General features: G+C 46.2%; 21 protein-coding genes. 15 read left to right on the top strand and 6 right to left on the bottom strand.

Going from position 1 to position 25033, the window contains the following annotated elements; genetic code table 11:
• Nucleotides 1-23: 23 nt before the first annotated feature.
• Nucleotides 24-530, bottom strand: coding sequence for an antibiotic biosynthesis monooxygenase family protein (locus ACGTN9_RS13755; RefSeq protein ID WP_499593686.1), 507 nt, complete (start codon nt 528-530; stop codon nt 24-26).
• A gap of 104 nt (nt 531-634) precedes the next feature.
• On the opposite strand from ACGTN9_RS13755, the gene ACGTN9_RS13750 reads away from it, so the two are divergent.
• The 5 genes from ACGTN9_RS13750 (at nt 635) to ACGTN9_RS13730 (ending at nt 7345) form a co-directional block, all read left to right on the top strand.
• Nucleotides 635-2815, top strand: coding sequence for a transglycosylase domain-containing protein (locus tag ACGTN9_RS13750; protein ID WP_499593685.1), 2181 nt, complete (start codon nt 635-637; stop codon nt 2813-2815).
• Nucleotides 2816-2994: 179 nt separating this feature from the next.
• The gene (gene hemE, locus ACGTN9_RS13745) at nt 2995-4032 is read left to right on the top strand and encodes a uroporphyrinogen decarboxylase (RefSeq protein WP_499593683.1); all 1038 of its coding nucleotides are present in this window, start codon (nt 2995-2997) and stop codon (nt 4030-4032) included.
• Nucleotides 4033-4045: 13 nt separating this feature from the next.
• A complete protein-coding gene (gene hemH, locus ACGTN9_RS13740; RefSeq protein ID WP_499593681.1) occupies nt 4046-4975 on the top strand; it encodes a ferrochelatase in 930 nt (309 codons plus the stop codon).
• A gap of 9 nt (nt 4976-4984) precedes the next feature.
• Nucleotides 4985-6397: a protoporphyrinogen oxidase gene (gene hemY, locus ACGTN9_RS13735; RefSeq protein WP_499593679.1), complete on the top strand. Its 1413-nt coding sequence runs from the start codon at nt 4985-4987 to the stop codon at nt 6395-6397.
• A gap of 222 nt (nt 6398-6619) precedes the next feature.
• Nucleotides 6620-7345 (top strand): CAP domain-containing protein, encoded by a 726-nt coding sequence (locus ACGTN9_RS13730; protein WP_499593677.1) that lies wholly within the window; start codon nt 6620-6622, stop codon nt 7343-7345.
• 160 nt (nt 7346-7505) lie between these two features.
• Here ACGTN9_RS13730 and yhfH read toward each other — a convergent pair whose 3' ends face one another.
• Complete coding sequence (yhfH, locus tag ACGTN9_RS13725; protein WP_084315598.1) at nt 7506-7634, bottom strand: protein YhfH; 129 nt, start codon at nt 7632-7634, stop codon at nt 7506-7508.
• A 131-nt stretch (nt 7635-7765) separates the two neighbouring features.
• On the opposite strand from yhfH, the gene ACGTN9_RS13720 reads away from it, so the two are divergent.
• The 3 genes from ACGTN9_RS13720 (at nt 7766) to ACGTN9_RS13710 (ending at nt 11275) form a co-directional block, all read left to right on the top strand.
• Nucleotides 7766-8500 (top strand): MBL fold metallo-hydrolase, encoded by a 735-nt coding sequence (locus ACGTN9_RS13720; protein ID WP_499593675.1) that lies wholly within the window; start codon nt 7766-7768, stop codon nt 8498-8500.
• A gap of 80 nt (nt 8501-8580) precedes the next feature.
• Complete coding sequence (lplA, locus tag ACGTN9_RS13715) at nt 8581-9579, top strand: lipoate--protein ligase (protein WP_499593673.1); 999 nt, start codon at nt 8581-8583, stop codon at nt 9577-9579.
• A gap of 157 nt (nt 9580-9736) precedes the next feature.
• Nucleotides 9737-11275 (top strand): fatty acid--CoA ligase family protein, encoded by a 1539-nt coding sequence (locus ACGTN9_RS13710; protein ID WP_499593671.1) that lies wholly within the window; start codon nt 9737-9739, stop codon nt 11273-11275.
• Nucleotides 11276-11413: 138 nt separating this feature from the next.
• Here the strand turns inward: ACGTN9_RS13710 and ACGTN9_RS13705 are convergent, their stop codons facing one another.
• Nucleotides 11414-12004 carry an SCO family protein gene (locus tag ACGTN9_RS13705; protein ID WP_499593669.1) on the bottom strand — a complete coding sequence of 197 codons (591 nt, stop codon included), beginning with the start codon at nt 12002-12004 and terminating at the stop codon, nt 11414-11416.
• A gap of 1009 nt (nt 12005-13013) precedes the next feature.
• Nucleotides 13014-13487, bottom strand: coding sequence for a DUF3939 domain-containing protein (locus tag ACGTN9_RS13700; RefSeq protein ID WP_499593667.1), 474 nt, complete (start codon nt 13485-13487; stop codon nt 13014-13016).
• A 65-nt stretch (nt 13488-13552) separates the two neighbouring features.
• Here ACGTN9_RS13700 and ACGTN9_RS13695 point away from each other — a divergent pair, with 65 nt between their 5' ends.
• Entirely contained in the window at nt 13553-13696 is a 144-nt protein-coding gene (locus tag ACGTN9_RS13695) for a hypothetical protein (RefSeq protein ID WP_499593665.1), read from the top strand.
• Between the two features lie 123 nt (nt 13697-13819).
• Nucleotides 13820-14338 (top strand): competence protein ComK, encoded by a 519-nt coding sequence (locus ACGTN9_RS13690; RefSeq protein ID WP_499593663.1) that lies wholly within the window; start codon nt 13820-13822, stop codon nt 14336-14338.
• Here the strand turns inward: ACGTN9_RS13690 and ACGTN9_RS13685 are convergent.
• Nucleotides 14286-14675, bottom strand: coding sequence for a YhjD family protein (locus ACGTN9_RS13685; protein ID WP_499593661.1), 390 nt, complete (start codon nt 14673-14675; stop codon nt 14286-14288). The two genes, ACGTN9_RS13690 and ACGTN9_RS13685, sit on opposite strands and share 53 nt — an antisense overlap.
• A gap of 230 nt (nt 14676-14905) precedes the next feature.
• Between ACGTN9_RS13685 and ACGTN9_RS13680 the strand changes: the two genes are divergently transcribed.
• Both ACGTN9_RS13680 and lepB read left to right on the top strand, forming a co-directional pair.
• Complete coding sequence (locus ACGTN9_RS13680) at nt 14906-15553, top strand: TVP38/TMEM64 family protein (RefSeq protein ID WP_499593659.1); 648 nt, start codon at nt 14906-14908, stop codon at nt 15551-15553.
• A 53-nt stretch (nt 15554-15606) separates the two neighbouring features.
• Nucleotides 15607-16149: a signal peptidase I gene (lepB, locus tag ACGTN9_RS13675; RefSeq protein WP_499593657.1), complete on the top strand. Its 543-nt coding sequence runs from the start codon at nt 15607-15609 to the stop codon at nt 16147-16149.
• Nucleotides 16150-16230: 81 nt separating this feature from the next.
• Here lepB and ACGTN9_RS13670 read toward each other — a convergent pair whose 3' ends face one another.
• The gene (locus ACGTN9_RS13670) at nt 16231-17373 is read right to left on the bottom strand and encodes an MFS transporter (protein ID WP_499593655.1); all 1143 of its coding nucleotides are present in this window, start codon (nt 17371-17373) and stop codon (nt 16231-16233) included.
• Nucleotides 17374-17458: 85 nt separating this feature from the next.
• Here ACGTN9_RS13670 and addB point away from each other — a divergent pair, with 85 nt between their 5' ends.
• The 3 genes from addB to ACGTN9_RS13655 are packed head-to-tail and all read left to right on the top strand — an operon-like array spanning nt 17459 to nt 24977.
• A complete protein-coding gene (gene addB / locus ACGTN9_RS13665; RefSeq protein ID WP_499593653.1) occupies nt 17459-20959 on the top strand; it encodes a helicase-exonuclease AddAB subunit AddB in 3501 nt (1166 codons plus the stop codon).
• Nucleotides 20959-24678 carry a helicase-exonuclease AddAB subunit AddA gene (addA, locus tag ACGTN9_RS13660; protein WP_499593651.1) on the top strand — a complete coding sequence of 1240 codons (3720 nt, stop codon included), beginning with the start codon at nt 20959-20961 and terminating at the stop codon, nt 24676-24678. The genes addB and addA overlap by 1 nt, the downstream gene beginning before the upstream one ends.
• A complete protein-coding gene (locus tag ACGTN9_RS13655; RefSeq protein ID WP_499593649.1) occupies nt 24675-24977 on the top strand; it encodes an HNH endonuclease in 303 nt (100 codons plus the stop codon). Before addA ends, ACGTN9_RS13655 begins: the two co-directional genes overlap by 4 nt.
• Nucleotides 24978-25033: the final 56 nt, after the last annotated feature.

The following is a 25033-nucleotide window of genomic DNA, read 5'->3' as shown; positions in this document are numbered from 1 at the left end:
CGGTCTCATGCCGCTCACTTTTTCTATTCATCTACAAATTGAACCATATGGTATTGCGTAATATAAGCATTCCCATCAATGAAGGAAGGTTTTTTGGCGTGATCTGGTCCGGAATTTTGATGTGCCTTCTCAAACGACTGGGAATTCTTCCAGTCTTCAAAATCATTTTCATTTCGCCACTGGGTAAGTACGACATAAGTGTTTCCCTTTAAAGGACGGAGAATGCGCAGTGCCTGGAAACCTTCCATTTGTTCAACCCCGCCTTTGCGGTTTTTGAAACGGTCTTCAAAAACTGGACGACCTTCATCACTGACCGGAATGTTATTCATTACCACGAACCCGTCGGGCTTCATTTCACCTACAGCGTCTACGGTTTCATATTCCCGGCCTTCTTCGAATATGGACGGTTCACCTTCATGATAAGCGACTGTCTTGTCCTGGTCTTGCATGAAAAAGAGTGTTGTTTCTGGATGTTTCTTATCTAGATTTGCTAAATAGTTTGGTGTACCATTTGTCATAGAAACTTTCATTTGCACATTTCCCCTTTCCATTATAAATTCAGTGTAGCAATGAAAGAATTGAAAAAACAAGTTATAACCCATACAGGAAAGATAGAAGAAAGGGTGCACAAACCTTGAAGATATGGAATGACAGCAAAAGACCACCTACCAGGATGAAACGGCTCAAGAAGAAGCGTTATAAATGGGCAGCGATTGTCGCTCTCAGTGCTGTACTGTTAGCGGTGCTCGGTTACCTGACCATCCTGTTCGGCGGAATTTTGGTTGCCGATAAAGAAAAGCTTGTATTAAATGACGCCACAACAGTCGAGTTGGAAAACGGAGAAGTGATTGAGCGGATATATACCGAAAATCGTACCTCGATATCCATTGATGAGGTTCCTGATCATGTAGAGGATGCTTTTATTGCCGTTGAAGACGCCCGCTTTTATGAGCATGGCGGGATCGATCCCCGTGCAATCTTCCGTGCGCTATATAAGGATTTGATTGCGATGAAAAAGGTGGAGGGCGGCAGTACGATTACGATGCAGCTTGCCAAAAATTTATTTTTGACCAACGATAAAACGTGGATGAGAAAAACCAAGGAAGTCATGGCTGCTCTTTATTTAGAGCGGAATTATACCAAAAAAGAAATACTGGAGCTTTATTTGAACCGCATCTATTTTGGCAAAGGAATTTATGGGATTGAACAGGCCTCGCAGACTTTTTACAGCAAACCTGCCTCTGAAATGACCATTTCCGAAGGGGCGATGCTGGCGGGGATGCCGAAAGCTCCGAATACGTATTCTCCGCTCGATAACCCTGAAGAAGCGGTGAAACGCCGGAATGTCGTATTGAGCAGGATGCATGATGTTGGCATGATTACTTCCGAGCAGATGCTGCAGCTCCAAGGTAAGACATTGGAAGTGAATCATCAGGAACGGGAGGAGCAGAAATGGTCGAATAGTTATGTGGATCTCGTTATCCGGGAAGCGGCTGGACGATATAATATCAGTCGTGATGAACTGAAACGCGGAGGCTACCGTATCGTAACCGGGATGGATCCGGACATACAGAAAATCGCCTATGAGCAGATGCAAAATGGAGAGTATGTCCCTGGTTCAGTGGAAGGTGTGCAAGGAGCATTCACGTTGATGGATGCAGACAGTGGAGCGGTCGTCGCTGCTATCGGCGGCCGTGATTTTGAACATGGTGGCATGAACCGTTCCAATGTCCGGCGTGCTCCCGGATCGACGATCAAACCATTGTCGGTCTATGGACCGGCGATGGAAGCGAAGTATCATCCATATTCCTTATTGGTGGATCGCCCGATGAAATTCGGCAAGTATCAACCAAAGAACTATGATGATAATTATGAAGGGGTCGTGTCGCTATACCAGGCGCTGGTAGAGTCTAAAAACGTCTCGGCTGTTTGGCTGCTTGATCAGATTGGAATAGATGCATCCAAGGAGTACTTGAAAAAACTTGGCCTTGAAACGAATGATAGCGGGCTTTCACTGGCTCTCGGTGGCCTTGAGCATGGTTACACACCAGTCCAGATGGTCGAAGCTTATCGGGCATTTGCCAAAGGCGGCAAGGCCATTGATGCCTACACGATCAAGAAGATAGAAGACCGCAACGGCAAAGTCATAGAAGAGATGAAACCGAAAGAGCGGAAGGTTTTTTCCTCACAGACAGCCTGGAATATCACAGAGATGCTCCAGCGAGTCGTTACTCATGGGACTGGAACAGCTGGCAATTATGGAAAAGCATTAGCTGGCAAAACAGGTACCCAGCAGCATGATTCAGTAGCAGGAAAAAATAAAGACGTGTGGTTTGCCGGCTACACCCCCCAATATGTCGGCAGTGTCTGGATGGGGTATGATTCTTCCGGAAAAGAGCACTACCTGGAAGGTGGAAGCAGTTATCCGACAGCCATGATGAAGTCGATATTGACTGAAATCGATCGCCAGAAAGGGTTGAGTGCAAGTTTCCAGAAACCAGAGAAAGTGAAAGAAGTGCCGCCGCCGATGGAGCTTCCTGTAATCAAAGATCTAAAGGTGAACTTTGAAGTTGGTGGCGTCTCCCTGGTAAGAGGAAGATTATCCTGGACACCGGCACAGGATGATCGAGTTGTCTATCGGATCTACCGGGATGAACCTGGAGTCGACACGCGAATTGGAGAGGTGACCGGCCAGGGATCCTATACCGTGAACCCGAAGGATGTATTTAAGCGAAATACCTATTATGTCGTTCCTTATGATCCACTGACTAAAATGGAAGGGGAACCGTCCAATAAAGCAGTGTTGGAATGGTAGCAGCATAAAAAGTACAAAATGGTGACAAAAATCGTCAATTACTATGTAGATAGTAAAAAAGTGTTATAGTGGAATACGGATAAAAAGTATGACAGATGAGCAAAGAAGTGGTCCAGCCGGGAGCATGATGCTTCCGTTCATCCCGCTTAGTTCAACATATAGTAAAGGGGTTATTTTGCATGACAAGACAGATCAACGATACGATTTTGAAAGCTTTCCGTGGGGAAACGACTGATTACACACCAGTCTGGTATATGCGTCAGGCAGGACGTTCTCAGCCTGAGTACCGCCAGATGAAGGAAAAATATTCCTTATTTGAAATCACCCATCAGCCGGAGCTGTGTGCGTATGTAACAAGGCTGCCGGTTGAGCAATACGGCGTCGATGCAGCGATCCTATATAAGGACATCATGTCGCCATTACCAGCGATTGGCGTCGATGTGGACATTGTGAAAGGGATCGGTCCTGTGATCGATAACCCGATCGCGTCCAAAGCAGATGTGGAAAAATTGGGTACCATTGATCCCGAATCCGACGTACCTTACGTAATGGACACCATTCGTCTATTGACGAAAGAACAGCTGGACGTCCCGTTGATCGGCTTCAGCGGAGCTCCATTCACCCTGGCAAGCTATATGATTGAGGGTGGACCATCGAAAAACTATAATAAAACCAAGTCATTGATATACAGCGACTCCGAAACGTGGTTCCTGTTGATGGATAAACTGGCGGATATGACGATTGATTATGTCAGAGGGCAAGTCAATGCCGGGGCGAAAGCGATCCAGATTTTCGATTCCTGGGTAGGTGCCTTGAACCAGGAAGATTACCGTACTTTCATCAAGCCGGTGATGCACCGGATTTTTTCAACATTACAGGAAGAAGGCGTGCCATTGATCCTATTCGGCGTCGGAGCACGGCATTTGATTACGGAATGGAACGACCTGCCTGTTGATGTTCTTGGTCTGGACTGGAGAATGTCAATTACGGAAGCGAGAAATGCAGGAATTACCAAACCGCTCCAGGGTAATTTGGATCCATCACTGCTGTTATCCGACTGGCATGTCATTGAGGAACGTGCCAAGCGAATCATCGATGAAGGGAAAGAGAACCCTGCCCATATTTTCAATCTGGGGCATGGGGTCACTCCGGATATTAAACCCGAAACGTTGAAACGATTGACGCAGTTGATCCACGAATACTCCAGCAGAAATTAAGAGGTGAAATTTAATGGCTAAAAAACAGATAGGGCTGCTAGTGATGGCTTATGGCACCCCATATAAAGAAGAAGACCTGGAACGTTACTATACGCATATCCGCCGTGGACGTAAGCCATCCGAAGAGATGCTTCAGGATTTACGGGAGCGCTACGATGCAATTGGCGGAATTTCTCCACTGGCCCGCATTACGGAAAATCAGGGGAAAGCGATTGAAGCGAAGCTGAATGATATGCAGGACGATGTAGAATTCAAGCTGTACCTTGGTCTTAAGCACATCGAGCCGTTTGTCGAAGATGCGGTAGCTAAAATGGCCGAAGACGGCATCAAAGAAGCAGTTTCTCTTGTACTGGCGCCTCATTATTCCACTTTCAGTGTGAAATCCTATAATGGCCGCGCCCAGGAAGAGGCGGCGAAACATGGTTTAACCATCAAATCTGTGGAGAGCTGGTATGATAAGCCAGGCTTCATCGATTATTGGAAAGAACAGATCAATGCTGTGTATGCCAATATGGATGAAGCAGAAAAGGATAAGGCATGCTTGATCGTTTCCGCGCACAGTCTGCCGGAAAAAATCCTTCAGGGCGGTGATCCTTATCCGGACCAATTGAAAAAAACAGCAGACCTGATCGCCGATGCTACAGGCATCACACAGTATGAAATTGGCTGGCAAAGTGAAGGGAACACGCCCGATCCATGGCTTGGTCCGGACGTCCAGGATTTGACCAGAGATCTTTACCATGAAAAAGGCTACCGATCCTTCGTCTATGCGCCGGTCGGTTTTGTTTCTGATCATTTGGAAGTACTTTATGATAATGATTATGAATGTAAAGTTGTCTGTGATGAAGTCGGTGCTAATTACTATCGTCCGGAAATGCCGAATACTCATCCTAAATTCATTGAAACTTTAGCTGAAGTAGTTTTGGAAAAAGTGAAAGAATAGGGGATGTACATGTCTGAAACTAAACAAATTGCAGTTGTGGGCGGCGGGATCTCCGGCCTTGCGGCTGCTTACTACTTACAAAAAGAAATCAAGCATCAAGAGCTTCCTTACGAAGTGAAGCTTATAGAAGCAAGTGACCAATTGGGCGGAAAAATCCGTACAGAACAAAGGGATGGCTTTACCATAGAGCGAGGCCCTGACTCATTTCTGGCCCGGAAAAAAAGTGCTTCGGAGCTTGCCGCTGATGTTGGGCTGGGAGATCAGCTTGTGCCGAGTGGCACCGGCCAATCCTACATTTTAGTGAAAAACAAACTGCATAAAATGCCGAGTGGTTCATTCATGGGAATTCCGACAAAAGTACGGCCTTTCCTTTTTTCCAGTTTATTTTCTCCTGTTGGAAAAGTGAAGGCGGCCAAGGATTTCGTCAAGTCCAAAGGGGACCCGCAGGATGATCAATCGCTTGGTCATTTCTTCCGCGGCCGTCTGGGTGATGAAGTCGTCGAAAATCTGATTGAGCCGTTGCTTTCAGGTATTTATGCCGGTGATATAGATAACTTAAGCTTGATGTCCACCTTCCCTAACTTCTATCATCTGGAGCAGGAATATGGCAGTCTGATCAAAGGCTTGAATAAAAAGATGCCGAATCGGAAGCTTGCTAAAAAATGTCAAAAACCAAGCATGTTTTTGACATTGAGAGATGGATTGGAATCCTTAGTAAATGCCGTTGCCGGTCAGCTTGAAAAAGATACGGTCCGTACCAATACAGCAGTTGATCATATAGAGAAGAAAGACAGCCATTATCACATGCTTCTAGGTGATGGAACGGTCATGAAAGCTGACTCCATCATTTTGGCTGCACCGCATTTTGCTACGGAGCGGATGCTGAGCAAGTATGATTTCATGAAGCCATTCCAGGAGATGCCCGCAACTTCAGTTGCCAACGTGGCACTCGCTTTTGATGAATCGGCTATTAAAAAAGACATCGATGGTACTGGTTTCGTCGTTTCCCGTAACAGTGATTTTCGTATTACGGCATGCACCTGGACACATAAGAAATGGCCACATTCAACACCAGAAGGCAAAGTACTGCTTCGCTGCTATGTCGGTAAGCCGGATGATCAAGCGGTCGTCGATTTATCTGATCAGGAAATCATCGATATCGTCCTTAAAGATTTGAATAAAACAATGAATATCACCGCAGAACCGGAATTTTCAGTAATTACCCGCTGGAAAAACGCCATGCCTCAATATACGGTAGGTCATAAACAGCGGATGGAAGAAATCCACCAAGCTATGGCACAGGAGCTTCCAGGAGTATACCTCGCTGGAGGATCTTATCATGGCGTTGGCGTACCTGATTGTATCGACCAGGGGAAAGATGCAGTCGGAAAGGTATTAAACTTTCTGCAAAAAAATAACTGAAGTTATCTGGCATATAGCTGCAGAAACCGTATAAATGGTAAGTTAAACCGAGTAGGAAATCTTAAAGATTTCTACTCGGTTTTTTGTTAATATTTTTTTTTATTTGCCACGGTTTACGAAAGGCCGGAGCTTTCCAATTATAGGAGAGGCTGTAGGCGGCATATTTACAACCGCACAGCAAATACTACAGATGACCATCCACAAATAGAAAGAGGTTATCTTATGAAAAAGCTTTTAACAAGGGTAATGTCTCTGTTTTTAATGACATTTTTAATCGCCTGCGCCGCTGAAAATGATCAGGGGTTGCAGGATATGAATAATGATATGCAGCGGGTTAATTATGGACCGGGCGATGCTACCCCTGACCGGAATGAGATGCAGCGTGATGAATATCGTTTCTTTACCGGTTTCGATTTAGGTGAATACCGTACCCAGCGGGACTACAACCCGAACTGGAACGGTGGCGATACTGCCGCGCCTGACAGAGGTTATGATAACGCGCCGCAGCAGACACAGCCACAGCCAGAACAGAATCAGCCACAGCCGGAGCAGAACCAGCCTCAAGGGGATATTAACGAGATCCAGCGGCAAGTTGTCGAGTTGACCAACCAGGAACGTAAAAAGAATGGTTTAAAGCCATTGAAAATCGATCAAGAAGTGATGGAAGTTGCACAAGAAAAATCAGAGGACATGTCGGAGAACGATTATTTTTCCCATACCTCTCCGACCTATGGCAGCCCATTCGATATGATGAAAGACTTTGGGGTCGATTATACGAGAGCGGCTGAGAATATCGCAGCCGGTCAGAAGACTCCTGAAAGTGTCGTGGATGGCTGGATGAACAGTGCCGGGCACAGGGAAAATATTTTGAATGGCCAATTGACTCATATCGGAGTCGGATATGATAAAGATGGAAACTATTGGACCCAGATGTTTATCAGAAAATAGGTGGACTCAAAAGAATTCCGTTTCAATGACGGAATTCTTTTTTTAATACAGCATATTTGTTATAGTCCTATTAATACACATCACAAAAAATGAGACAGCTATATAACAGCTGTCCCGACAGGAAGGATATCAAAGCAAATGGTTATTGATATAACAGCACTTAGCGTGCTGGGTGATCACATTCATCGCAAAGGTTACCGTAGCAATCTGCTTTCTCATCAATGGCATTACCGCAGCTTACACACTGTTTACGTGGTAGATTTTTAAAGAATTCAACAATACTCATCATGAAGAATCGCCTCCTGAAAATGTGTTTAGAATTAGTATACCCACATTGTATTATAACAAAACAAATAAATCAATAGGCTGTTATAAAACAATCTTAAAATAGTAAAAATGATGGTAATAGGAGGAATGGCTATGAAGATGACAGTCATTGGTTATTGGGGAGCTTATCCCGCCACAGAAAGTGCGACCTCATGCTATTTATATGAACAAGATGGTTTTCGGTTACTGGTGGATTGTGGCAGCGGCTGTTTGTCCAGGCTGCAAAAATTTATGGATCCAACCAGCCTGGATGCGGTACTTATTTCCCATTATCATAACGATCATGTAGCAGATATTGGTGTTTTGCAATATGCCTGGCTGGTACAGAATACGCTGAAAAGCACCGAAAAGAAGCTGCCGATTTACGGGCATCCTTACGATACAGGTAAGTTCGAGGCACTGAGCCACCAGTATACAGAAGGAATTAGATACGATCCGATCCGGACCTTGAAAGTTGGTCCTTTTACGATTGATTTTCACGAAACCCATCACCCTGTGCCATGTTATGGGATGCGGATTTCAGATGGAGAAGAGAAAATTGTGTATACGGCTGATACCAGTTTTTCCGAGGACTGGATTTTATTTGCTCAAGACGCAGATCTTTTGATTACCGATACGAATTTTTACAAAGGGATGGACGGTTCAGGACCTGGACATATGACCAGCGAAGAGGCTGGCAAACTGGCAAGTGGAGCGAGAGTGAAAGAGCTTCTGCTGAGCCACCTGCCTCATTTCGGTGAACACCGTCAATTGGTCGAAGAAGCGAAAGAAAGGTACGATGGGCCCGTTTCCCTGGCGCGTGAAGGGTGGACATGGAGCTCCCATTGATTCTGATTCCAATGAATTGTTTCTTTAGCGGGATTTCATTACAATGGAAGGTGGCAGAATAAAAAAAGGGGCTGATTGTAATGCTTTTTATCGATAATGAAGGGATCAATGACCCACGGATCAATCTCGCTATTGAAGAATATGCATTGAAAAACCTGGATATCAATGAGACATACTTACTGTTCTATATCAATAAACCGTCCATCATCATTGGAAAGAACCAGAACACGGTGGAAGAAATCAACACCGATTATGTAGAAGAAAACGGAATCCATGTAGTTCGCCGTCTGTCTGGTGGCGGAGCAGTCTACCATGATCTTGGAAATTTGAATTTCAGTTTCATCACAAGGGATGACGGAGACAGCTTCCATGATTTCGCTAAGTTCACAGAGCCAGTTACGAAAGCACTTAAGAAACTGGGGGTGGAAGCAGAGCTTTCCGGCCGGAATGATATCACTGTTGATGGGCGTAAAATCTCCGGGAACGCCCAGTTCTCTACACGAGGCAGAATGTTCAGCCATGGCACCTTGATGTTCGACTCGGAGGTCGAGCATGTGGTGAAATCCTTGAATGTCAAAACGGAGAAAATCAAATCCAAAGGTATCAAGTCGATTCGCAGCCGGGTTGCCAATATTTCTGAATACCTCGAAGAAAAAATTACGATGGACGAGTTTAAGCGCATGATCCTTCGCTATATTTTTGATGTAGAAGATGTGAAAGACGTACCACAATACAAACTGACAGAGGAAGATTGGAAAGCGATCCATCAACTGTCCGAAGAACGCTACCAAAACTGGGAATGGAATTACGGAAAGTCTCCGAAGTTCAATATTCAGCATACCAAGCGGATAGAAGGAGCAGGCAGTTATGATGTTCGGCTGGATGTCTCCAAAGGGGTCGTAAAAAATGCAAAGATATACGGCGACTTTTTCGGTGTCGGCGATATCAGTGAAATCGAAGAGCGATTAATTGAAACAAAATACGAGAAAAGTGCGATTGATCAAGCACTTGCTGATGTAGATATTTCCCATTATCTCGGTAAAATCAGTAAAGAAGACTTTTTGAATATTATTTATTGATAGCTTGGAAGACCCCTTGATGAGGGGTCTTTTTTAAAAGGGGATGAAGCATCCGTGGTTGCAGGAAAGTTTTCAGTATTTTATAATTAGAATGAATATTTTTTACAATATGGTGAATGATCATTCATTCATTCAATGGAAAAAGGGGGAATCATGCTTGAATATTAGTGATCAGTTGTCGTTGACGGCCAAACAGCAACCGGACAAAGCAGCTTACATATTCCAGGACAAAGAAACCAGCTACCGGGAATTAGAAGGTGCCGTCACGAAATTTGCTTCCAGTCTGAAGGAGCTCGGCTATGGAAAAGGTGATCACCTGGCATTAGTGGCAGGCAACAGTCCATATTTCATTATTGGATTGTATGGGGCATTAAGGATCGGAGCAACCGTCATTCCAATAAATCCGATCTATACGGTCGATGAAATGAGCTACATTTTGAAAAATGGTGATGTGAAAGGTGTCATCACAATGGATGTCCTGCTTGAGAAATTCGAGCATATGGATGCGGCAATTCCAGGAATTGAGCATTATTTTGTTGGGGAAACAGGTGGTAAACCGGATTGGCAACAGTCTTCGTTGGGCGAAAAAATGAAATCGTTTACAAAAACGGTGGAAGCAGGCGGCCTGGAGTTGGATCGTCCGCAGCTGGATGATAACGAAACTGCAGTTATTCTGTACACCTCAGGCACTACAGGAAAGCCGAAAGGCGCCATGCTTACCCATAAAAATATCTACTCCAACGCCAAAGATGTCGCTGATTATCTGGAATTTACAAATGATGATCGGGTCATCGCAGCGCTTCCGATGTTCCATGTGTTCTGTTTGACCGTCGCTTTGAATGGACCTTTGATGAACGGAGGAACAGTTCTGATTGTGCCGAAGTTCTCGCCACAGGAAGTTTTCAAAATTTCAAAGGAATGGCAGGCCACCGTCTTCGCAGGGGTGCCTACGATGTATAATTACCTCTTACAGACAGGCGATGGCATGGAAGAGACATTCAAGCACAACCGGCTTTGTATTTCCGGTGGTGCTTCCATGCCGGTTGCGCTTCTCAAAGCGTTCGAGAAAAAATTCGATGTCATTGTATCGGAAGGCTATGGGTTGTCCGAAGCAAGTCCTGTTACCTGTTTCAACCCGCTTGATCGTCCAAGAAAGCCAGGTTCGATCGGGAAGAATATCAAGAATGTCGAGAACAGAGTTGTAGACGAGCTTGGTGAAGAAGTGGCACCAGGAGAAGTCGGCGAGCTGGTCGTCAAAGGACCGAATGTCATGAAAGGCTATTACAAAATGCCGGAAGAAACAGCGGTAGCGATTCGAGACGGATGGTTATATACCGGCGACATGGCGAAAATGGATGATGAAGGCTATTTCTATATCGTCGACCGCAAAAAGGATATGATTCTGGTCGGCGGCTATAATGTCTATCCGCGGGAAGTAGAAGAAGTGCTGTATGAGCATCCAAACATTTCTGAGGTAGCAGTCATCGGAGCTCCCCATCCGGATTCCGGGGAAAGCGTGATCAGCTTTGTCGTTTCTGACAATCCTGATTTAAATGAAGAACAGGTGATCACCTATTGCCGTGAACATCTCGCAAAATACAAAGTGCCGACCAGCGTCGAATTTTTAGAAGAGCTTCCTAAGAATACGACCGGTAAGATTTTACGTAAAAATCTGCGAGATAAAATTGCTCAATAATTACAAAAGGAGGTCCCGTTGCGGCCCTCCTTTTTGTCTCTCTTATTTTCAAAACTGACTCTCATCCCTATGTTTATTTCCGCTGTGATTATGACTAAAGTCGAAATAATTGAATAAGATGGGTGTGTCAGCGAGGAATCAGTCAACTGTCCTCATAATCCGTTTGAACACTTTTTCTTTATCAAATCCTTCGCCCATGGAAAACTTCTCAATCAGGTAGTTATCCTGGTCAATCAAATAAGTAAAAGAATCGTGGACAATATAGTCTGTTCCACGGTCCTGGAAACGGAATCGGAAGGGTTCCGCGAAAGCTTTCGTATCTTCAAGTGAGCCACGCAGGAAAGTCCACCCCTCTTCTTCAGGACTGATGGCGTACGTGTCCATATATTTTTTAACTTGCTCCGCTGTATCGTTTTCAGGATCAATGGACACGGAGATGAATTCTACTTCTTTGCCATAGACGCCTTCTTCTTTCAACATTTCCCTTAAATGCATCATTCGCTGGGTAGTCAGCGGGCAGACGTCTGGACACTTGGTGTAGTAAAATTCAATCAAGCGGACTTTAGGCTCCATGTTTTCAAAATCATAGCTTTCTGCTGATACCGTTTCAAGCAGAATATCCTTTGGCAGCTGAACCCCTGAATCACGCCAAACTTCCAGATACAAGATGCCAATGGTAATACCAATGGCAATGATACCAGCAAACATTGCATAATATCTTTTTTTCATAATTACTCCCCCTGCGTCTACGAATGGAATATATTCTTATCATACAATGTTATAGCAGGGAATATAGGGGAAACTCGTGACGAACTGATGACAAAAGATTGAAAATGAAATTCACAAAATCCCATTTCAATAACAATAAATTCAAATAAATGAGAATTTTATGACAAAAACTAGAAATAACGCAATGGCATTTGCGGTGTACCGCAATATCTTTTCGGTGAAGGACTAGGCGGGATATATTAGAATAAAAATATGAGTTAGTTGTTGATCACCTGATGGCGATCGGCAACTGCAATGGAAAAGCTTTTCCCAAGCTTTTTCATGGATTTAATTCCCTCACTCAAAAGTTTAACCAGTCGTCTCTTGGCCAATATCCACCGTTTGGATATTGGTCCTTTTTTTATTCCACTTATTCCCCCTTTACATGAACAATCAGTTTCGAGATAGTGGGGTCCGTTACCATGAACGGAATAGGATGGATAGGGAAACAACTCGCTTTCCTGCGGGGGACCTGGCAAGCTTCCTCGGGCTAAAGCCCTACGGGATCTCGCCTAGCCCCTTCTCCCGCGGGAGTCTCGTCGTTTCCCTTCCCATCCAGCCAGTTTTGTACTAAACGGACCCTTCAAAAAGAGAATAGTGTACAACTAAATCCATCTTCCTGACTAATTTATAAAGGATATACAGAAGCCAACTTATTTTTTCAACATCATAGGGCGATTCCATAAGGGTGATTTCGACAACTTCCTAAGGTAATAGGCGTAGGGAAACGGTGAGACTCCTGTGGGAGTTGAGTGATAGCTGAGGCCCCGCAAGGCGAAGCCTGAGGAGACTCAGCACACGCCCGCGGAAAGCGAATCGTTTCCTGGAGCCCGTAAACTACAATATATCTCGAAATCGAGTTTTCCATTATACGGCCCTTTTGTTGAATAAGCCTCTAAGGAAATACCAACAACGCTTAGCGAAGCCTTTGCATAAAAAAACTCCTCGATGTGCTGCGAGGAGTTCTCGTTTATTTTTTTGAGGGGGATTGGTAAGTGATGAGGAATTCTTCATCCGTAATGTAGAAATCGCGATCAGGCCGGTAAGGAAGCAGCTTTAATGTCTCGAGCTTATAATAGCTTACCCGTTTGTAAGGATCATTCTCAATAATCGGAAGTTCTTTCGTGGCTTTCATATACTGATCGACTGCACGCTGGACATTATCAAGGTCGATGGCGAGCTGCTTTTCTTCCTCGGGAAAAATTTCATAAGTTTCCCGTGACATATAGTAAGTTTCTATCGGAATCCCTTTCAGAAAAGGGGCGACTAAGTCATAATCAATCGTCAAGTCTTCCTTTATGATGACGCTGAGTTCGACACCTTTTGGAAGCTGGCTGGCATAAGCATTGACCGCTTTCCGTACTTCATGAATCGAAATGCTGCGCTCTTCATAAACTTCTGTCGGCTTTGAAGGGCTTTTTGTCTTCTTTTTCTTCTTCCACATTCATCATCCCTCCTTGTTTAGAATACGCCCGTCATGCACACACTAACAGGGGAGGTGTGTGTAAAATGGAGAATGGGCAAAATAATGACCGTGAGCTTGATATCTATACCTGTATCAACCCTGAATTCGGCTGGCCGGACGATGACTGCTGGCATGACGGTCACAGGGAAGAACTGGAGGCAAGACAGAATCCTTTAGCACAATTATAGCAGAAGGATTAAATTTCAATGAAAAATTGAAAAACTTTTGCGAAAAATTAGGACTTTATTCATGTTTTCTGGTACATTTAAAGAGCACAAATTATTCTTGATTGTGAAAGGAAGATGACATGAATGAATCCAACCAAAAAAGGTGATTTCGAAATCACCTCCCAGACCCTAGCACTGCTTGCAACGACCACTCCGTATGGAAAAGTGACAACAGAGGTTATCGAAACCCATTCGAGACGCGAAATTCCAGTCCACCCAAGCCGGCTTGTCGATGAAGCGTGCCGCTATTTCGCCGCCAGTCTGCCAGGGCGCTTAGCTGGCACTAAACAAGTCGCCGGTTTCACCCATAAGCCGCCGATCGTCATTTCCCAATCGATGGGCATTTATTTCTTTCCTACCATATCCCCGAAACGAAAAGACTGTTCCTGGATCGCCCACAGTCATATTCACTCCTTCGATAGCAACGACGGATACAATACCACCATTCATTTCACCAATGGCACCTCGATTGTCGTTCCCGTTTCTCCCGGTATGATTGCCAATCAAATTCAGCGTACTGCACAGTTCCGTTTCTTACTGGAAAACCGGATCAAGCATTCTTCTGTGTATACTGCGGAGCAGATCGCAGAGCCTTTTGCATAAGTTCATACAGGATATTTTCAACTTTTTTGCGAATAGCCGGGTTGAAGTAATTACGTTTTTCTTCATAGCCATGAGCGAGGAACAGGAATGAAGTGAAGGAATCATTTTTGCTGACCTGGACTACCTGAAGCTTTTCCCGGTCCATGCGGGCACGGAGCTCTCTCCGCTCGGTACGGGCTTCGTATTCCATTTTCCCTAATAACTCCAAATAATGCTCCTTGATTTTAAATTGACCCTTTTCGATATGCCGGCGGTCCTGCTGGATGACCACGAGAGCCATCGAAAGGAATAGGTAGCGGGAGGTGACCTCCAGCTCTTCTTCTTTCAAATAGCGCATGACATTTCCCTCCGTTGCGAACATGTGTTCTGATATAGGTATTATAGCACGAACGGGAAAAAAGTATGCAAGTTTTTTTCTGGAAAATTTTGAAGCCCGCCACTGAGGCTGGTGAAATTAGGGTAAGCTATAGATGAAAGAATCCATTGCATCAATCAATAGTCAAACCGGCTATTTTTGATTAAAATGGAATCAGAGGAATGAATTGCACAAGCTAAGGAGCTACTTTGATGTATATCTATACCCTGAATTTCGATAAATTCCAGCAAATGTATGAAGATGACAGGCTTTATGAATATATTATGGCGCAATTGGAAAGGTACGAGGCTCTCGGTCCTCTGCCTGGGATTCTGCTGCCGATGTTTGAAGCTTTTTTGCCTATCCTTCCATTAGTAATGTTCGTTTTAGCCAATTCCGTGGCATATGGCTTGCTGAAAGGATTTCTTTATTCCTGGATTGGTTCGAGTGTCGGAGCGATCATCGTATTCACCATTATTCGGCGTCTCCGAAAAAAGCGCTTCATGAAGTTCATCGCTGATCAAAAGCAGGTGAGGAAGGTGACACGCTGGGTCGAGAGTCATGGTTTCGGTCCTTTGTTTCTATTGATGTGTTTTCCTTTTTCACCATCGGCAATTATCAATGTCGTGGCTGGATTATCTGATGTCAGCAGGCAGCAGTTCGTCCTGGCCGTCCTGTTAGGAAAATCGGTGATGATTTTCACCATCGCTTATGTTGGGGAAAGCATTACTTCCTTCGCACAGAATCCAGTAAAAACAATTGTTGTCGCAGTCTGTATCACGTTATTCTGGGTGCTTGGGAAATTTCTTGAAAAGTGGCTTCAGAAAAAAGCGGAGCGGAAACGTTATCAAAACGATTAGACTTTGTCAAAACAGGGTAAGATGTTGTTAGCACACACCCTGGAGGCATAGTTATGAAAAAGAAGAAATTTTGGCGTGTTTTCCGTACAGTACTTTTCGCGTTATTGATCGCATTTTTGTTCCGTAATTATCTGTTTGCCAGCTACATTGTAGACGGAGAATCGATGGAACCGACATTGTATGACGGAAACTTGTTGATGGTTAATAAAGTGATTTACGACTGGCAGGGAATCAATCGGGACGACGTGATCGTTTTCCATGCTAATGAAAAAGAAGATTATGTGAAGCGGGTGATCGGCGTACCGGGAGATCACATTGAGTTCAAAGATGATACGTTATATATAAATGGCGAAGCTCAGCCGGAAAAATATTTGGATGCGCTGCGTCCAAACGACGGAAAGTTATTCACCAAAGACTTCACACTGGAAGAAGTGACAGGTAAAAGCGAGGTTCCGGAAGGTCATTTGTTCGTGATGGGTGATAACCGGCGGGACAGCTTAGACAGCCGCTACTTCGGATTTGTTTCGATGGACAGTGTGGTTGGGAAAGTCGATGTCCGGTATTGGCCGATGTCACAGCTGGCGATCCAGTTTTAATTAAAAAAGCTTATTCGAAAACCCCTGATGGCAGTTATTTGCCGGCAGGGGTTTTCTTTTTTTGAAGGAATTTTATGATTCTCAACAAATTTTTTCGGAAATCAAGCGGTACGCGATCAGGGTTAGACAGGCAAATAAAACTGCAATGGCATACACAGCAGTTTCCAATGGTAAAAAAGGAGAAAGGAATGAGCCGGCGCTTGCACCGGTTAGCAGTACAAAAGAATAGATGGAAAGAGCACTCCCTCTATTCTTGACGGCTAAGCTCCCGATCAGAACGATGACCATGGGGATAGTCACCGAGGTCGAAGCCACCATCATGACCGACGCCCAAACCAATGTCCCTGTAGATATTACGACCATGGCCGGGATAAATGCCGCCATCATCAGACTAAGAAACAGACATAGCAGAACAGCAGGAGGCAAACGTTTTTGGATGCGACTCACGAAAAAAGCAGGAATCACTCCGATCAAACCGAGCATGCGAAATTGCTGCAGGGTCAGTGGCAGCCCTTTTGGATTCTTTTCGATAAACCATTCGAAGCTGCTGTAGAATAACATGATGGTAAAAAGTAGAAAGAAGCTGATCAGGTAGAGTTTTTGCAAGGAAGATTGCTTGAAAAATGATAGAATGGTAGTAAGCGAAATCGCTGCTTTCCTTCTGTCTACCTTGTCAGGAGGACGTAAAGCTGCGACCATCAGAACAGCGCAGCTCAAGTAACAAAAGCTGAAAAAGACAAATACCATTTGATAGCTGTAAGATGACCCGAAATAACCGGAAACCAGCTGACCAAAAATACCGGCAAACAAAAAGCCGGTATTGATCATGGCGATTACAAAGGACTGCCGCGAACCTGAAAACTGTTTGAAGGTATAGCTGAAGGCGGGTGGCGCAAAGCTTGCTGCTAAAAAACCTTGCACTGCCCGTAAAAACAACAGCATACCAAAAGAATCGGTCAAGGCGATGATGCCTGTCACAGCCACGACAGCAGCCATGCCGATTTGAAGGATGCGGGCATTGGAATAGACATCGGAAAGGATGCCGAAGCATAACAGCCCGACTGCGTAGCAAATGATGAACAACGTGCTGGTCAGAGAAGTCCAGGCCGGACTGGTTCCAAAATGTTCAGCGAGAGCAGGATGAAGCGGGAGCATGGTATACAGGTTGCTTGCGATGAATATTCCGGAAGCTATCAGAACCATCGCCTGGAAGGCTTGCTTCATAACGGGTCATCCTCTCGTTGCGATAATATAATTCACGATATGTAATGGAGACCACAGTGTGCATGAAGAAGGAGGAAACCGATCGATGGGTATCCGATTCATACTTGGACGGTCTGGTGCAGGAAAAAGCTCCGCCGTCATGGAAGAAATAGAAGCAAAGCTAAAAGAGGATCCAAAGGGACCGCCAATCATCTATCTCGTACCCGACCAGATGACGTTCCAGCAGGAGTACGCCTTGTTGAAAAGAGACGGCATCGAAGGGTCGATCCGGGCTCAGGTGTTCAGCTTTTCAAGACTTGCCTGGCGGGTGCTCCAGGAAACGGGTGGGAATACCCGAAAGTACATAAGCTCGACGGGGATTCAGATGATGCTCCGGAAAATCACTGAAGAAAGGACTTCCGATTGGCTGGTGTTCCAAAAAGCAATCGAGAAACAGGGGTTCATGGAACAACTGGAAGGGATGATTACGGAGTTCAAGCGGTACCGGATCACGCCGGAGGTACTACATGAGCAAATGACAGCGATTGATCAATATACACACCAGTATGCCAGTGAAATCGCGCTTCGTAACAAGCTCGAGGATCTCAGTTATATTTATGACCGGCTCGATCATGCGCTCCGCGATCAGTATATGGACGGGGAGGATCAACTGCAGATGCTGGCAGATAAAATCCCTACCGCACGCTTCCTGGATGGTGCGGAGATTTATATCGATGGTTTCCATAGTTTCACGCCCCAGGAAATCATGGTCATCGAAGCGCTGTTGAAGCGGACGAAGTGTGTCCATGTGGCGCTGACTTTAGACAAGCCTTCAGCAGGAGATCGTTCGGAACTGGATTTGTTTCACGAGTCGGGAGAAACCTATGAAACTTTGGCTGCGATGGCAGAGGAGCAAGGGATAGGATTTGATGGAACGACCATCTTAGATAACAAGCAGGGCCGGTTTGAGAACCGCCCGCACTTTTTGCATATGGAGCGGTATTTTGATGAGCGGCCGGCTCCTCCGTATGAAGGGGAAGCACCTATTCAGATAGCTGAAGCGGTCCATCCACGGGCAGAAGTCGAAGGTGTCGCACAGGAAATTCTTCGCTTAGTCCGGGATGAAGGATACCGCTATAAAGACCTCGCTATCCTGATGCGTGAACCTGAGACTTACCATGACTTGATTACGACTGTTTTCAAAGATTATGAGATACCTGTATTCCTGGATGAAAAAAGGACCATGCTTAACCATCCGCTGATCGAATTGATTCGCTCGGGTCTGGATGTCGTCGAAGGAAACTGGCGCTATGACGCTGTGTTTCGTTTGTTGAAAAGCGGATTCAGTCTTGCAGATGACAAGCGGTATCCGCTGGATGAGGATGCTATTGATGAACTCGAGAATTATGTGCTCGAATATGGAATCCGTTCCCGTGAGCGCTGGTGCAGTGACGAACCATGGGTATACCAGCGGTTCCGTGGCTTCGATCAGGCATCACAGACCGATGAGGAACGTGAGAAACAGACTCGTATTAATCGGTACCGCCGTCAAGTGACGAAGATTCTCGAAACCTTCGATGAAGGATTGAGAGAAGCAAAAACGATTGGGGAAAAGTGCCGGGTCATCTATATCTGGTTAGAAGCAATGGACGTACCAGGTCAGTTGGAAGCATGGCGGGATGACTTTGATGCCGCTGGTGCACTGGAACGGGGCCGTGAACAGGAGCAGGTGTGGGACGCTGTCCTGCAATTGCTCGATGAAGTCGTCGAGATGGCAGGCGAAGAAAAAATGTCCCTGCAGGTGTTCCGCAATACCGTGGAAAGCGGATTAGAATCCTTAAAGTTTTCTCATGTGCCGCCTAGCATGGACCATGTCATTGTCGGAACGGTGGATCGGTCGAGGATTTCCGGTATTAAAGCGGCGTTTTTACTGGGAGTGACCGAAGGAATCTGGCCAATGAAGCCATCAGGGGATGGGATGATCAGTGAAGAAGAGCGTGATTTACTTGCTACCCATGGCCTGAGGCTGGCGGATGGCAGCAAACGGCAGCTCCTGGATGACCGATTCTACGTATACCTGGCATTGACGATGCCGCGGGACAGGTTATGGATCAGCTACCCGCTCAGTAATGAGGAGGGGAAATCAAAGACACCTTCCCCGATTATCCGCAGAGTGGAGGAGCTATTTCCGTGCTGTCAGGAGCATATCCTGCTACAAGATCCGGATGACCTGGAAGATGCCGATCGTTTCATCACGACAAAGACGAAGACGAGGAGCGCACTTACGGCACAGCTTTCCCGTTATTTGAAGGGTTACAGCATGCGTCCGGTCTGGTGGGATGTCTTCAATTGGTATGTACGTAACGAGCAAAAAGGCGGGCTGACTAATCGGATTCTCGAGAGTCTCTTTTATCAGAACAAGCCAGTGAACCTCAGCAAACAGACGACCGAGCAGCTGTACCCGAAACAGGTGAAAGCAAGTGTTTCAAGGCTTGAGATGCATAATCGCTGTTCTTACCAGCACTTTGCGAGGTATAGCCTGCAGCTGGAAGAACGGAAGACCTATAAGCTTGATGCCCCTGATATTGGCCAGTTATTCCATGAAGCATTGAAAAAAATCACCGAATGGATTCAAGGAGAAGGAAAAGACTTCTCCCAGCTGGATAAACAGGCAAGTACGCAGTATGCATCCCGCGCAGTCCAGGAATTAGCGCCGATTTTACAGCATCAAATCCTTCACAGCTCGAACCGCTATCAGTATTTGCAGCATAAATTACAGAATGTCATTGCCCGCGCGGCATTCGTATTGAGCGAGCAGGCGAGGAACTCGAAGTTTTCCCCAGTTGGAATGGAGCTGGGCTTCGGTCCGAAAGAGCAGCTTCCTCCGCTTACGCTCGATTTACCGAATGGTTTTGAATTGATGCTGCGCGGACGGATCGACCGTGTAGATAAAGCACTTAATCAGGATGATCTGTTCCTAAGGATCATCGATTATAAATCAAGCGCCAAAGGGTTGAATCTGATTGAAGTCTATTACGGATTGGCGCTTCAGATGCTGTCCTACCTGGACGTTGTACTTACTTATGCCGAGCAGTGGCTTGGTGCCAAAGCATCGCCTGCAGGGGTATTGTACTTCCATGTCCATAACCCGATGATTTCTGGTAAGCAGAAAATCGACGATAAAAAAATCGAAGATGAGATTTTAAAGAAATTCAAGATGCAGGGCTTATTGTTGGAAAATCAACAGATTGTTCAAATGATGGATACAAGTCTCGAGAAAGGCACCAGCAACATGGTTCCAGCTGGACTGACTGCGAAAGGCGGCTTTTATAAAAGTTCCAAAACGGCGGACTTAGATATGTTCGAACGTCTCCAGGGCTACATTCGCGACGTCATGGTCCAGGCCGGTACAATGATCACCAATGGGGAAGTGAAGCTCAATCCCTACCAGCATGGTCAGCAGGCCGCTTGTACATTCTGTCCGTTCCGTTCGGTCTGCCAGTTCGATCCGACCCTGGAAGAGAACAGCTTCCGCAAGCTGCAGGATATGAAAGATGAGGAAGTTTTAGAGCGGATTGCCAAACAAGAAAGAGAGGGGGATGTCTGATGGTACGCTGGACAAAAGAACAAGAACGTGCGATCCATACGAGCGGCAGAGATGTCCTCGTGTCGGCAGCGGCAGGCTCGGGTAAGACCGCTGTTTTGGTCGAACGGATCATCCAGAAACTGCTGCATCCGACAGACCCGGTCGATATCGATTCACTTCTTGTCGTGACCTTCACCAATGCGGCAGCGCAGGAAATGAGGAGCCGTGTCGGGCTCGCGCTAAGCAAAGCGCTAGAAGAGAATCCTGGATCCAGCCATCTGAAAAAACAATTGTCACTTTTGCAGACAGCATCTATTTCCACGCTGCACTCCTTCTGTATGGAGGTGGTGCGCCGGTATGCTTATTTGCTTGATATCGATCCTAACTTCCGGATTGCTGATGATATCGAAGCCGATCTCCTGCAACAGGAAGTGCTGGAAGAATTGTTTGAGGACTGGTATGGCAAAGAAGGAGAAGAGCGGGATGCGTTTTTCGCTGTCGTTGACCGTTTTTCCAATGATCGCAGTGACCTTGAGGTAGAATCGCTGATGATCGACCTCTACACCTTCGCGATGCAGAACCCATCCCCTGAAGCATGGCTGGATCAGATGGCAGAAATGTATGGGGTGGACGAAGACACCGAAGAATCAGATCTGCCATGGCTGAAGATGCTGAAGCGGGAAGTGGCCAGCCAGCTTGACGCCATATTGGTGGAAGCGGAGAAAGCGCTGGAAGTTACCAGGGAAGCGGATGGGCCATATCACTATGCCGATACGATCGACGCAGATATAGCCATGGTCCAGGAAGCGAAAGGGCTTGCCGCTATTTCATGGACAGAGCTGCAAACTTTCATGCAGACGAGTAAGTTCGCCCGTCTGTCCGGCAAAAAAGTGGACTGCGATGAAGCGAAAAAGGAACAGGTGAAAGCGATACGGGACGGCTATAAGAAGCGCTGGAATGATATGGCGGGTGAATGGTTCACCCGTTCACTGACCGGTCACCTGGATGATATGAAAGAACTGCACCCGGTCATAGTGCAACTGGTGAAATTGGTTAAAGATTTCCGAGATCGCTACACCCGCTTGAAACGGGAAAAAGCGATAGTCGATTTCTCTGACCTGGAACATTATTGCCTGGATGTTTTGCGTGATGACTCCTCGACTGCGGACAACCTGGTGCCATCAAATGTCGCATTTGATTTTCAGGAAAAATTCTCAGAAGTGCTGGTTGATGAGTATCAGGATACCAATCTGGTCCAGGAAACACTCTTACTGCTTTTAACAGGCGGGGACCGGGGAGGTAATCTGTTCATGGTCGGGGATGTGAAACAAAGCATCTACCGTTTTCGCCATGCCGAACCGACGTTGTTTTTGAATAAATATCAACAGTTCAAATTTGACGACCATCCCGGCGAGCGGATCGACCTGGCACGTAACTTCAGGAGCCGTAAGCAAGTGCTGGCTGCCACGAACTATATTTTCCGACAGATACTGGATGAGGAAGTCGGTGAGATGAATTATGACCCGGACGCTGAGCTGATATACAGTAATACGATTTATGATGAACTCACTTCTTCCGATACCGATGCCGAGTTACTGGTCATTGACCGGGAATCCGGTGAAGAACAGCCGGCAGAAGAAGGCGAGGATTATCGTGATTTAGAAAAGGCCCAGCTCGAAGCACGTGCATACGGTCAGATGATTAAAACGTGGATTGGACAACATGAACAGGAGCCGCTGCAAGTCATCGATAAAGAGACGGAATTCCAGCGTCCTGTCCAATACCGCGATATCGTGATTTTGATGCGTTCCATGACATGGGCACCTACCATTGTCGATGAATTGAAGCAGCAGGGGATTCCGGTATATGCCGAACTTTCCTCCGGCTATTTTGAAGCGATTGAAATTAAAATCATGCTCAGTCTATTAAAAGTGATTGACAATCCTCAGCAGGACATTCCTCTTGCTTCCGTTCTCCATTCGCCGATTGTCGGGCTGAATGAAGAGCAGCTGGCACAGATCAGGCTCGCAAAACAGCGGTCGACCTATTATGAAGCGATGAAGGTATTCAGCGGCGATCCGGATATACAAGAGAAGATTGATAGTTTCTTAGAACAGCTGCATTCCTGGCGGGTCCGTGCGCGGCAGGGTGCGTTATCCGAACTGATTTGGGAAATTTACCGGGAAACGGGTTACTACGACTTCGTCGGCGGGATTCCGGGTGGACGACAGAGGCAGGCCAACTTGCGGGCGTTGTATGATCGGGCCCGTTCCTATGAAGCTACCTCTTTCCGAGGTTTGTTCCGTTTCTTACGGTTCATTGAGCGGATCGAAGAACGGGGCGATGATCTCGGTGCGGCCCGTGCCCTCGGGGAACAGGAGGATGTCGTCCGGATCATGACGATTCACAAAAGTAAAGGACTCGAGTTTCCTGTCGTCATTCTTGGCGGTATGGATAAACAATTCAATCAGCAGGATCTCCGTTCAAAGTATTTGCTGCATAAAGACTATGGCTTTGGCACGCGGTACATTAATCCCGAGAAGCGAATCATGTACCCGACGCTTGCCTATCATGCGTTGAAGCGGGAGAAATTGCGCGAGCTGCTGGCAGAAGAAATGCGCGTCTTATATGTAGCATTGACAAGAGCGAAAGAGAAGCTTGTCATGGTCGGCAATGTGGCGTCATTTGAGAAGAAACAGGAAAAGTGGCTGGAGTTCCTCGAGCATCCGAGCTGGGTACTTCCACCGCATTACCGGCTTGAATCGAAAAGTTATTTAGACTGGGTCGGTCCTGCCCTGATCCGTCATCATAAAACCGAACCATTGCGTAACCCTGATGTCGAAGTCAAAACGTCAGAAGAAATCTGGCAGGATGCTTCGGAATGGCGGGTGGAAATTAAGCATGGCAGTGCCTATAACCAGCTGGATGAATTGGAGAAAAATCGTGATGAACGGCTGCAAGAGGCGGTTTATGTCTGGAAACAAGTCGATGGCAACGAAGAAGCTGAAAAGGTCGACAAGCGATTGAATTTTCAATATGCCTATCGTCAGGCAGCAAATTCACGGGCTAAGCAGTCGGTTACCGAACTGAAGCGGCAGCGGGAAGAGCTGGATGAATACAGCAGTAATGATATCGTGCTTCCGTTCAAAGCACCGATCATCAAGCGTCCCCGCTTCATGCAGGAAGAGCAGCGGCTGACAGCTGCTGAGCGCGGAACAGCAATGCATACCGTCATGCAGCATTTGCCGTTTACCCGAAAATATACCGAAGCGGAAGTCCGGGAATTTGTGCTTGCTTTAGTCGATAGGGAAGTGCTGCGAGAGGAAGAAGCAGAGGTCATCGATACAGCAGCAGTTGCGGCCTTTTTCGAGACCAGTATCGGCGAGTTCGTCCTTCAGGCCGATCAATTGGAAAAAGAAGTACCGTTCAGTTTAACGCTTCCGGCCCACCAGGTGTACCGCAATTGGGAAGGCGAAACCGAAGAACAGGTATTCGTCCAAGGGGTTATCGACTGTGTTGTACCCTATGAGGACGGGTGGCTGATTCTCGATTACAAAACGGATACCATTAACGATGAAGTTACGGAAGAGCTGAAACAGAAGCTTGCAAGCCGGTATGAGGTACAGCTTCGCTTGTACCAGACCGCGCTGGAAAAGATATGGAAAGAACCAGTCGTAAAAAAATGCCTCTACTTTTTTGATGGTCCATTGCTGCTAACCACGGAGTTGGATGAAGGATGAAGGAACGAATTAATGCCGAGACGTGTGATTTGTGCTGGCGGTCTCCGGTTTTGACAACCGTGCACCATCTGATCCCAAAAGAATATGGAGGAGCCGAGGGTCCGACGGCACAATTGTGCAGTGCCTGCCACCGCCAGATTCATGCCCTTTTTACTAATGAGGAGCTGGCTGGATTTTATCATACAGTGGAGCGGTTGGCAGACCATCCGGATATGGCACGATACCTCCGGTGGGTGAAAAGGCAGGACCCGCAAAAGAAAATCGCAACAAGGAAATCGAACCGGAAGCGGAATAGGTGAGAAGAATAGGGTACTTTCCTGCAATGATCGTAAATTTCACCCGCTCTTAAGCCATA

The sequence above is a fragment of the Halobacillus sp. B23F22_5 genome (assembly GCF_043497085.1).
Taxonomy (GTDB): domain Bacteria; phylum Bacillota; class Bacilli; order Bacillales; family Halobacillaceae; genus Thalassobacillus.
This window is presented reverse-complemented; position numbering and strand designations above follow the sequence as displayed.

Bases quoted from the DNA above. Each gene is read 5' to 3' on its own strand.
- hemY (WP_499593679.1), top strand. From the start codon at position 4,985: ATGTCTGAAACTAAACAAATTGCAGTTGTGGGCGGCGGGATCTCCGGC.
- ACGTN9_RS13680 (WP_499593659.1), top strand. From the start codon at position 14,906: ATGTATATCTATACCCTGAATTTCGATAAATTCCAGCAAATGTATGAA.
- ACGTN9_RS13705 (WP_499593669.1), bottom strand. From the start codon at position 12,004: ATGAAAAAAAGATATTATGCAATGTTTGCTGGTATCATTGCCATTGGT.
- ACGTN9_RS13685 (WP_499593661.1), bottom strand. From the start codon at position 14,675: ATGCGCTATTTGAAAGAAGAAGAGCTGGAGGTCACCTCCCGCTACCTA.
- ACGTN9_RS13655 (WP_499593649.1), top strand. From the start codon at position 24,675: ATGAAGGAACGAATTAATGCCGAGACGTGTGATTTGTGCTGGCGGTCT.
- ACGTN9_RS13720 (WP_499593675.1), top strand. From the start codon at position 7,766: ATGAAGATGACAGTCATTGGTTATTGGGGAGCTTATCCCGCCACAGAA.
- hemH (WP_499593681.1), top strand. From the start codon at position 4,046: ATGGCTAAAAAACAGATAGGGCTGCTAGTGATGGCTTATGGCACCCCA.
- ACGTN9_RS13695 (WP_499593665.1), top strand. From the start codon at position 13,553: ATGGAGAATGGGCAAAATAATGACCGTGAGCTTGATATCTATACCTGT.
- hemE (WP_499593683.1), top strand. From the start codon at position 2,995: ATGACAAGACAGATCAACGATACGATTTTGAAAGCTTTCCGTGGGGAA.
- lepB (WP_499593657.1), top strand. From the start codon at position 15,607: ATGAAAAAGAAGAAATTTTGGCGTGTTTTCCGTACAGTACTTTTCGCG.
- ACGTN9_RS13730 (WP_499593677.1), top strand. From the start codon at position 6,620: ATGAAAAAGCTTTTAACAAGGGTAATGTCTCTGTTTTTAATGACATTT.
- ACGTN9_RS13700 (WP_499593667.1), bottom strand. From the start codon at position 13,487: ATGTGGAAGAAGAAAAAGAAGACAAAAAGCCCTTCAAAGCCGACAGAA.
- ACGTN9_RS13670 (WP_499593655.1), bottom strand. From the start codon at position 17,373: ATGAAGCAAGCCTTCCAGGCGATGGTTCTGATAGCTTCCGGAATATTC.
- ACGTN9_RS13755 (WP_499593686.1), bottom strand. From the start codon at position 530: ATGAAAGTTTCTATGACAAATGGTACACCAAACTATTTAGCAAATCTA.
- ACGTN9_RS13690 (WP_499593663.1), top strand. From the start codon at position 13,820: ATGAATCCAACCAAAAAAGGTGATTTCGAAATCACCTCCCAGACCCTA.
- addB (WP_499593653.1), top strand. From the start codon at position 17,459: ATGGGTATCCGATTCATACTTGGACGGTCTGGTGCAGGAAAAAGCTCC.
- lplA (WP_499593673.1), top strand. From the start codon at position 8,581: ATGCTTTTTATCGATAATGAAGGGATCAATGACCCACGGATCAATCTC.
- addA (WP_499593651.1), top strand. From the start codon at position 20,959: ATGGTACGCTGGACAAAAGAACAAGAACGTGCGATCCATACGAGCGGC.
- yhfH (WP_084315598.1), bottom strand. From the start codon at position 7,634: ATGATGAGTATTGTTGAATTCTTTAAAAATCTACCACGTAAACAGTGT.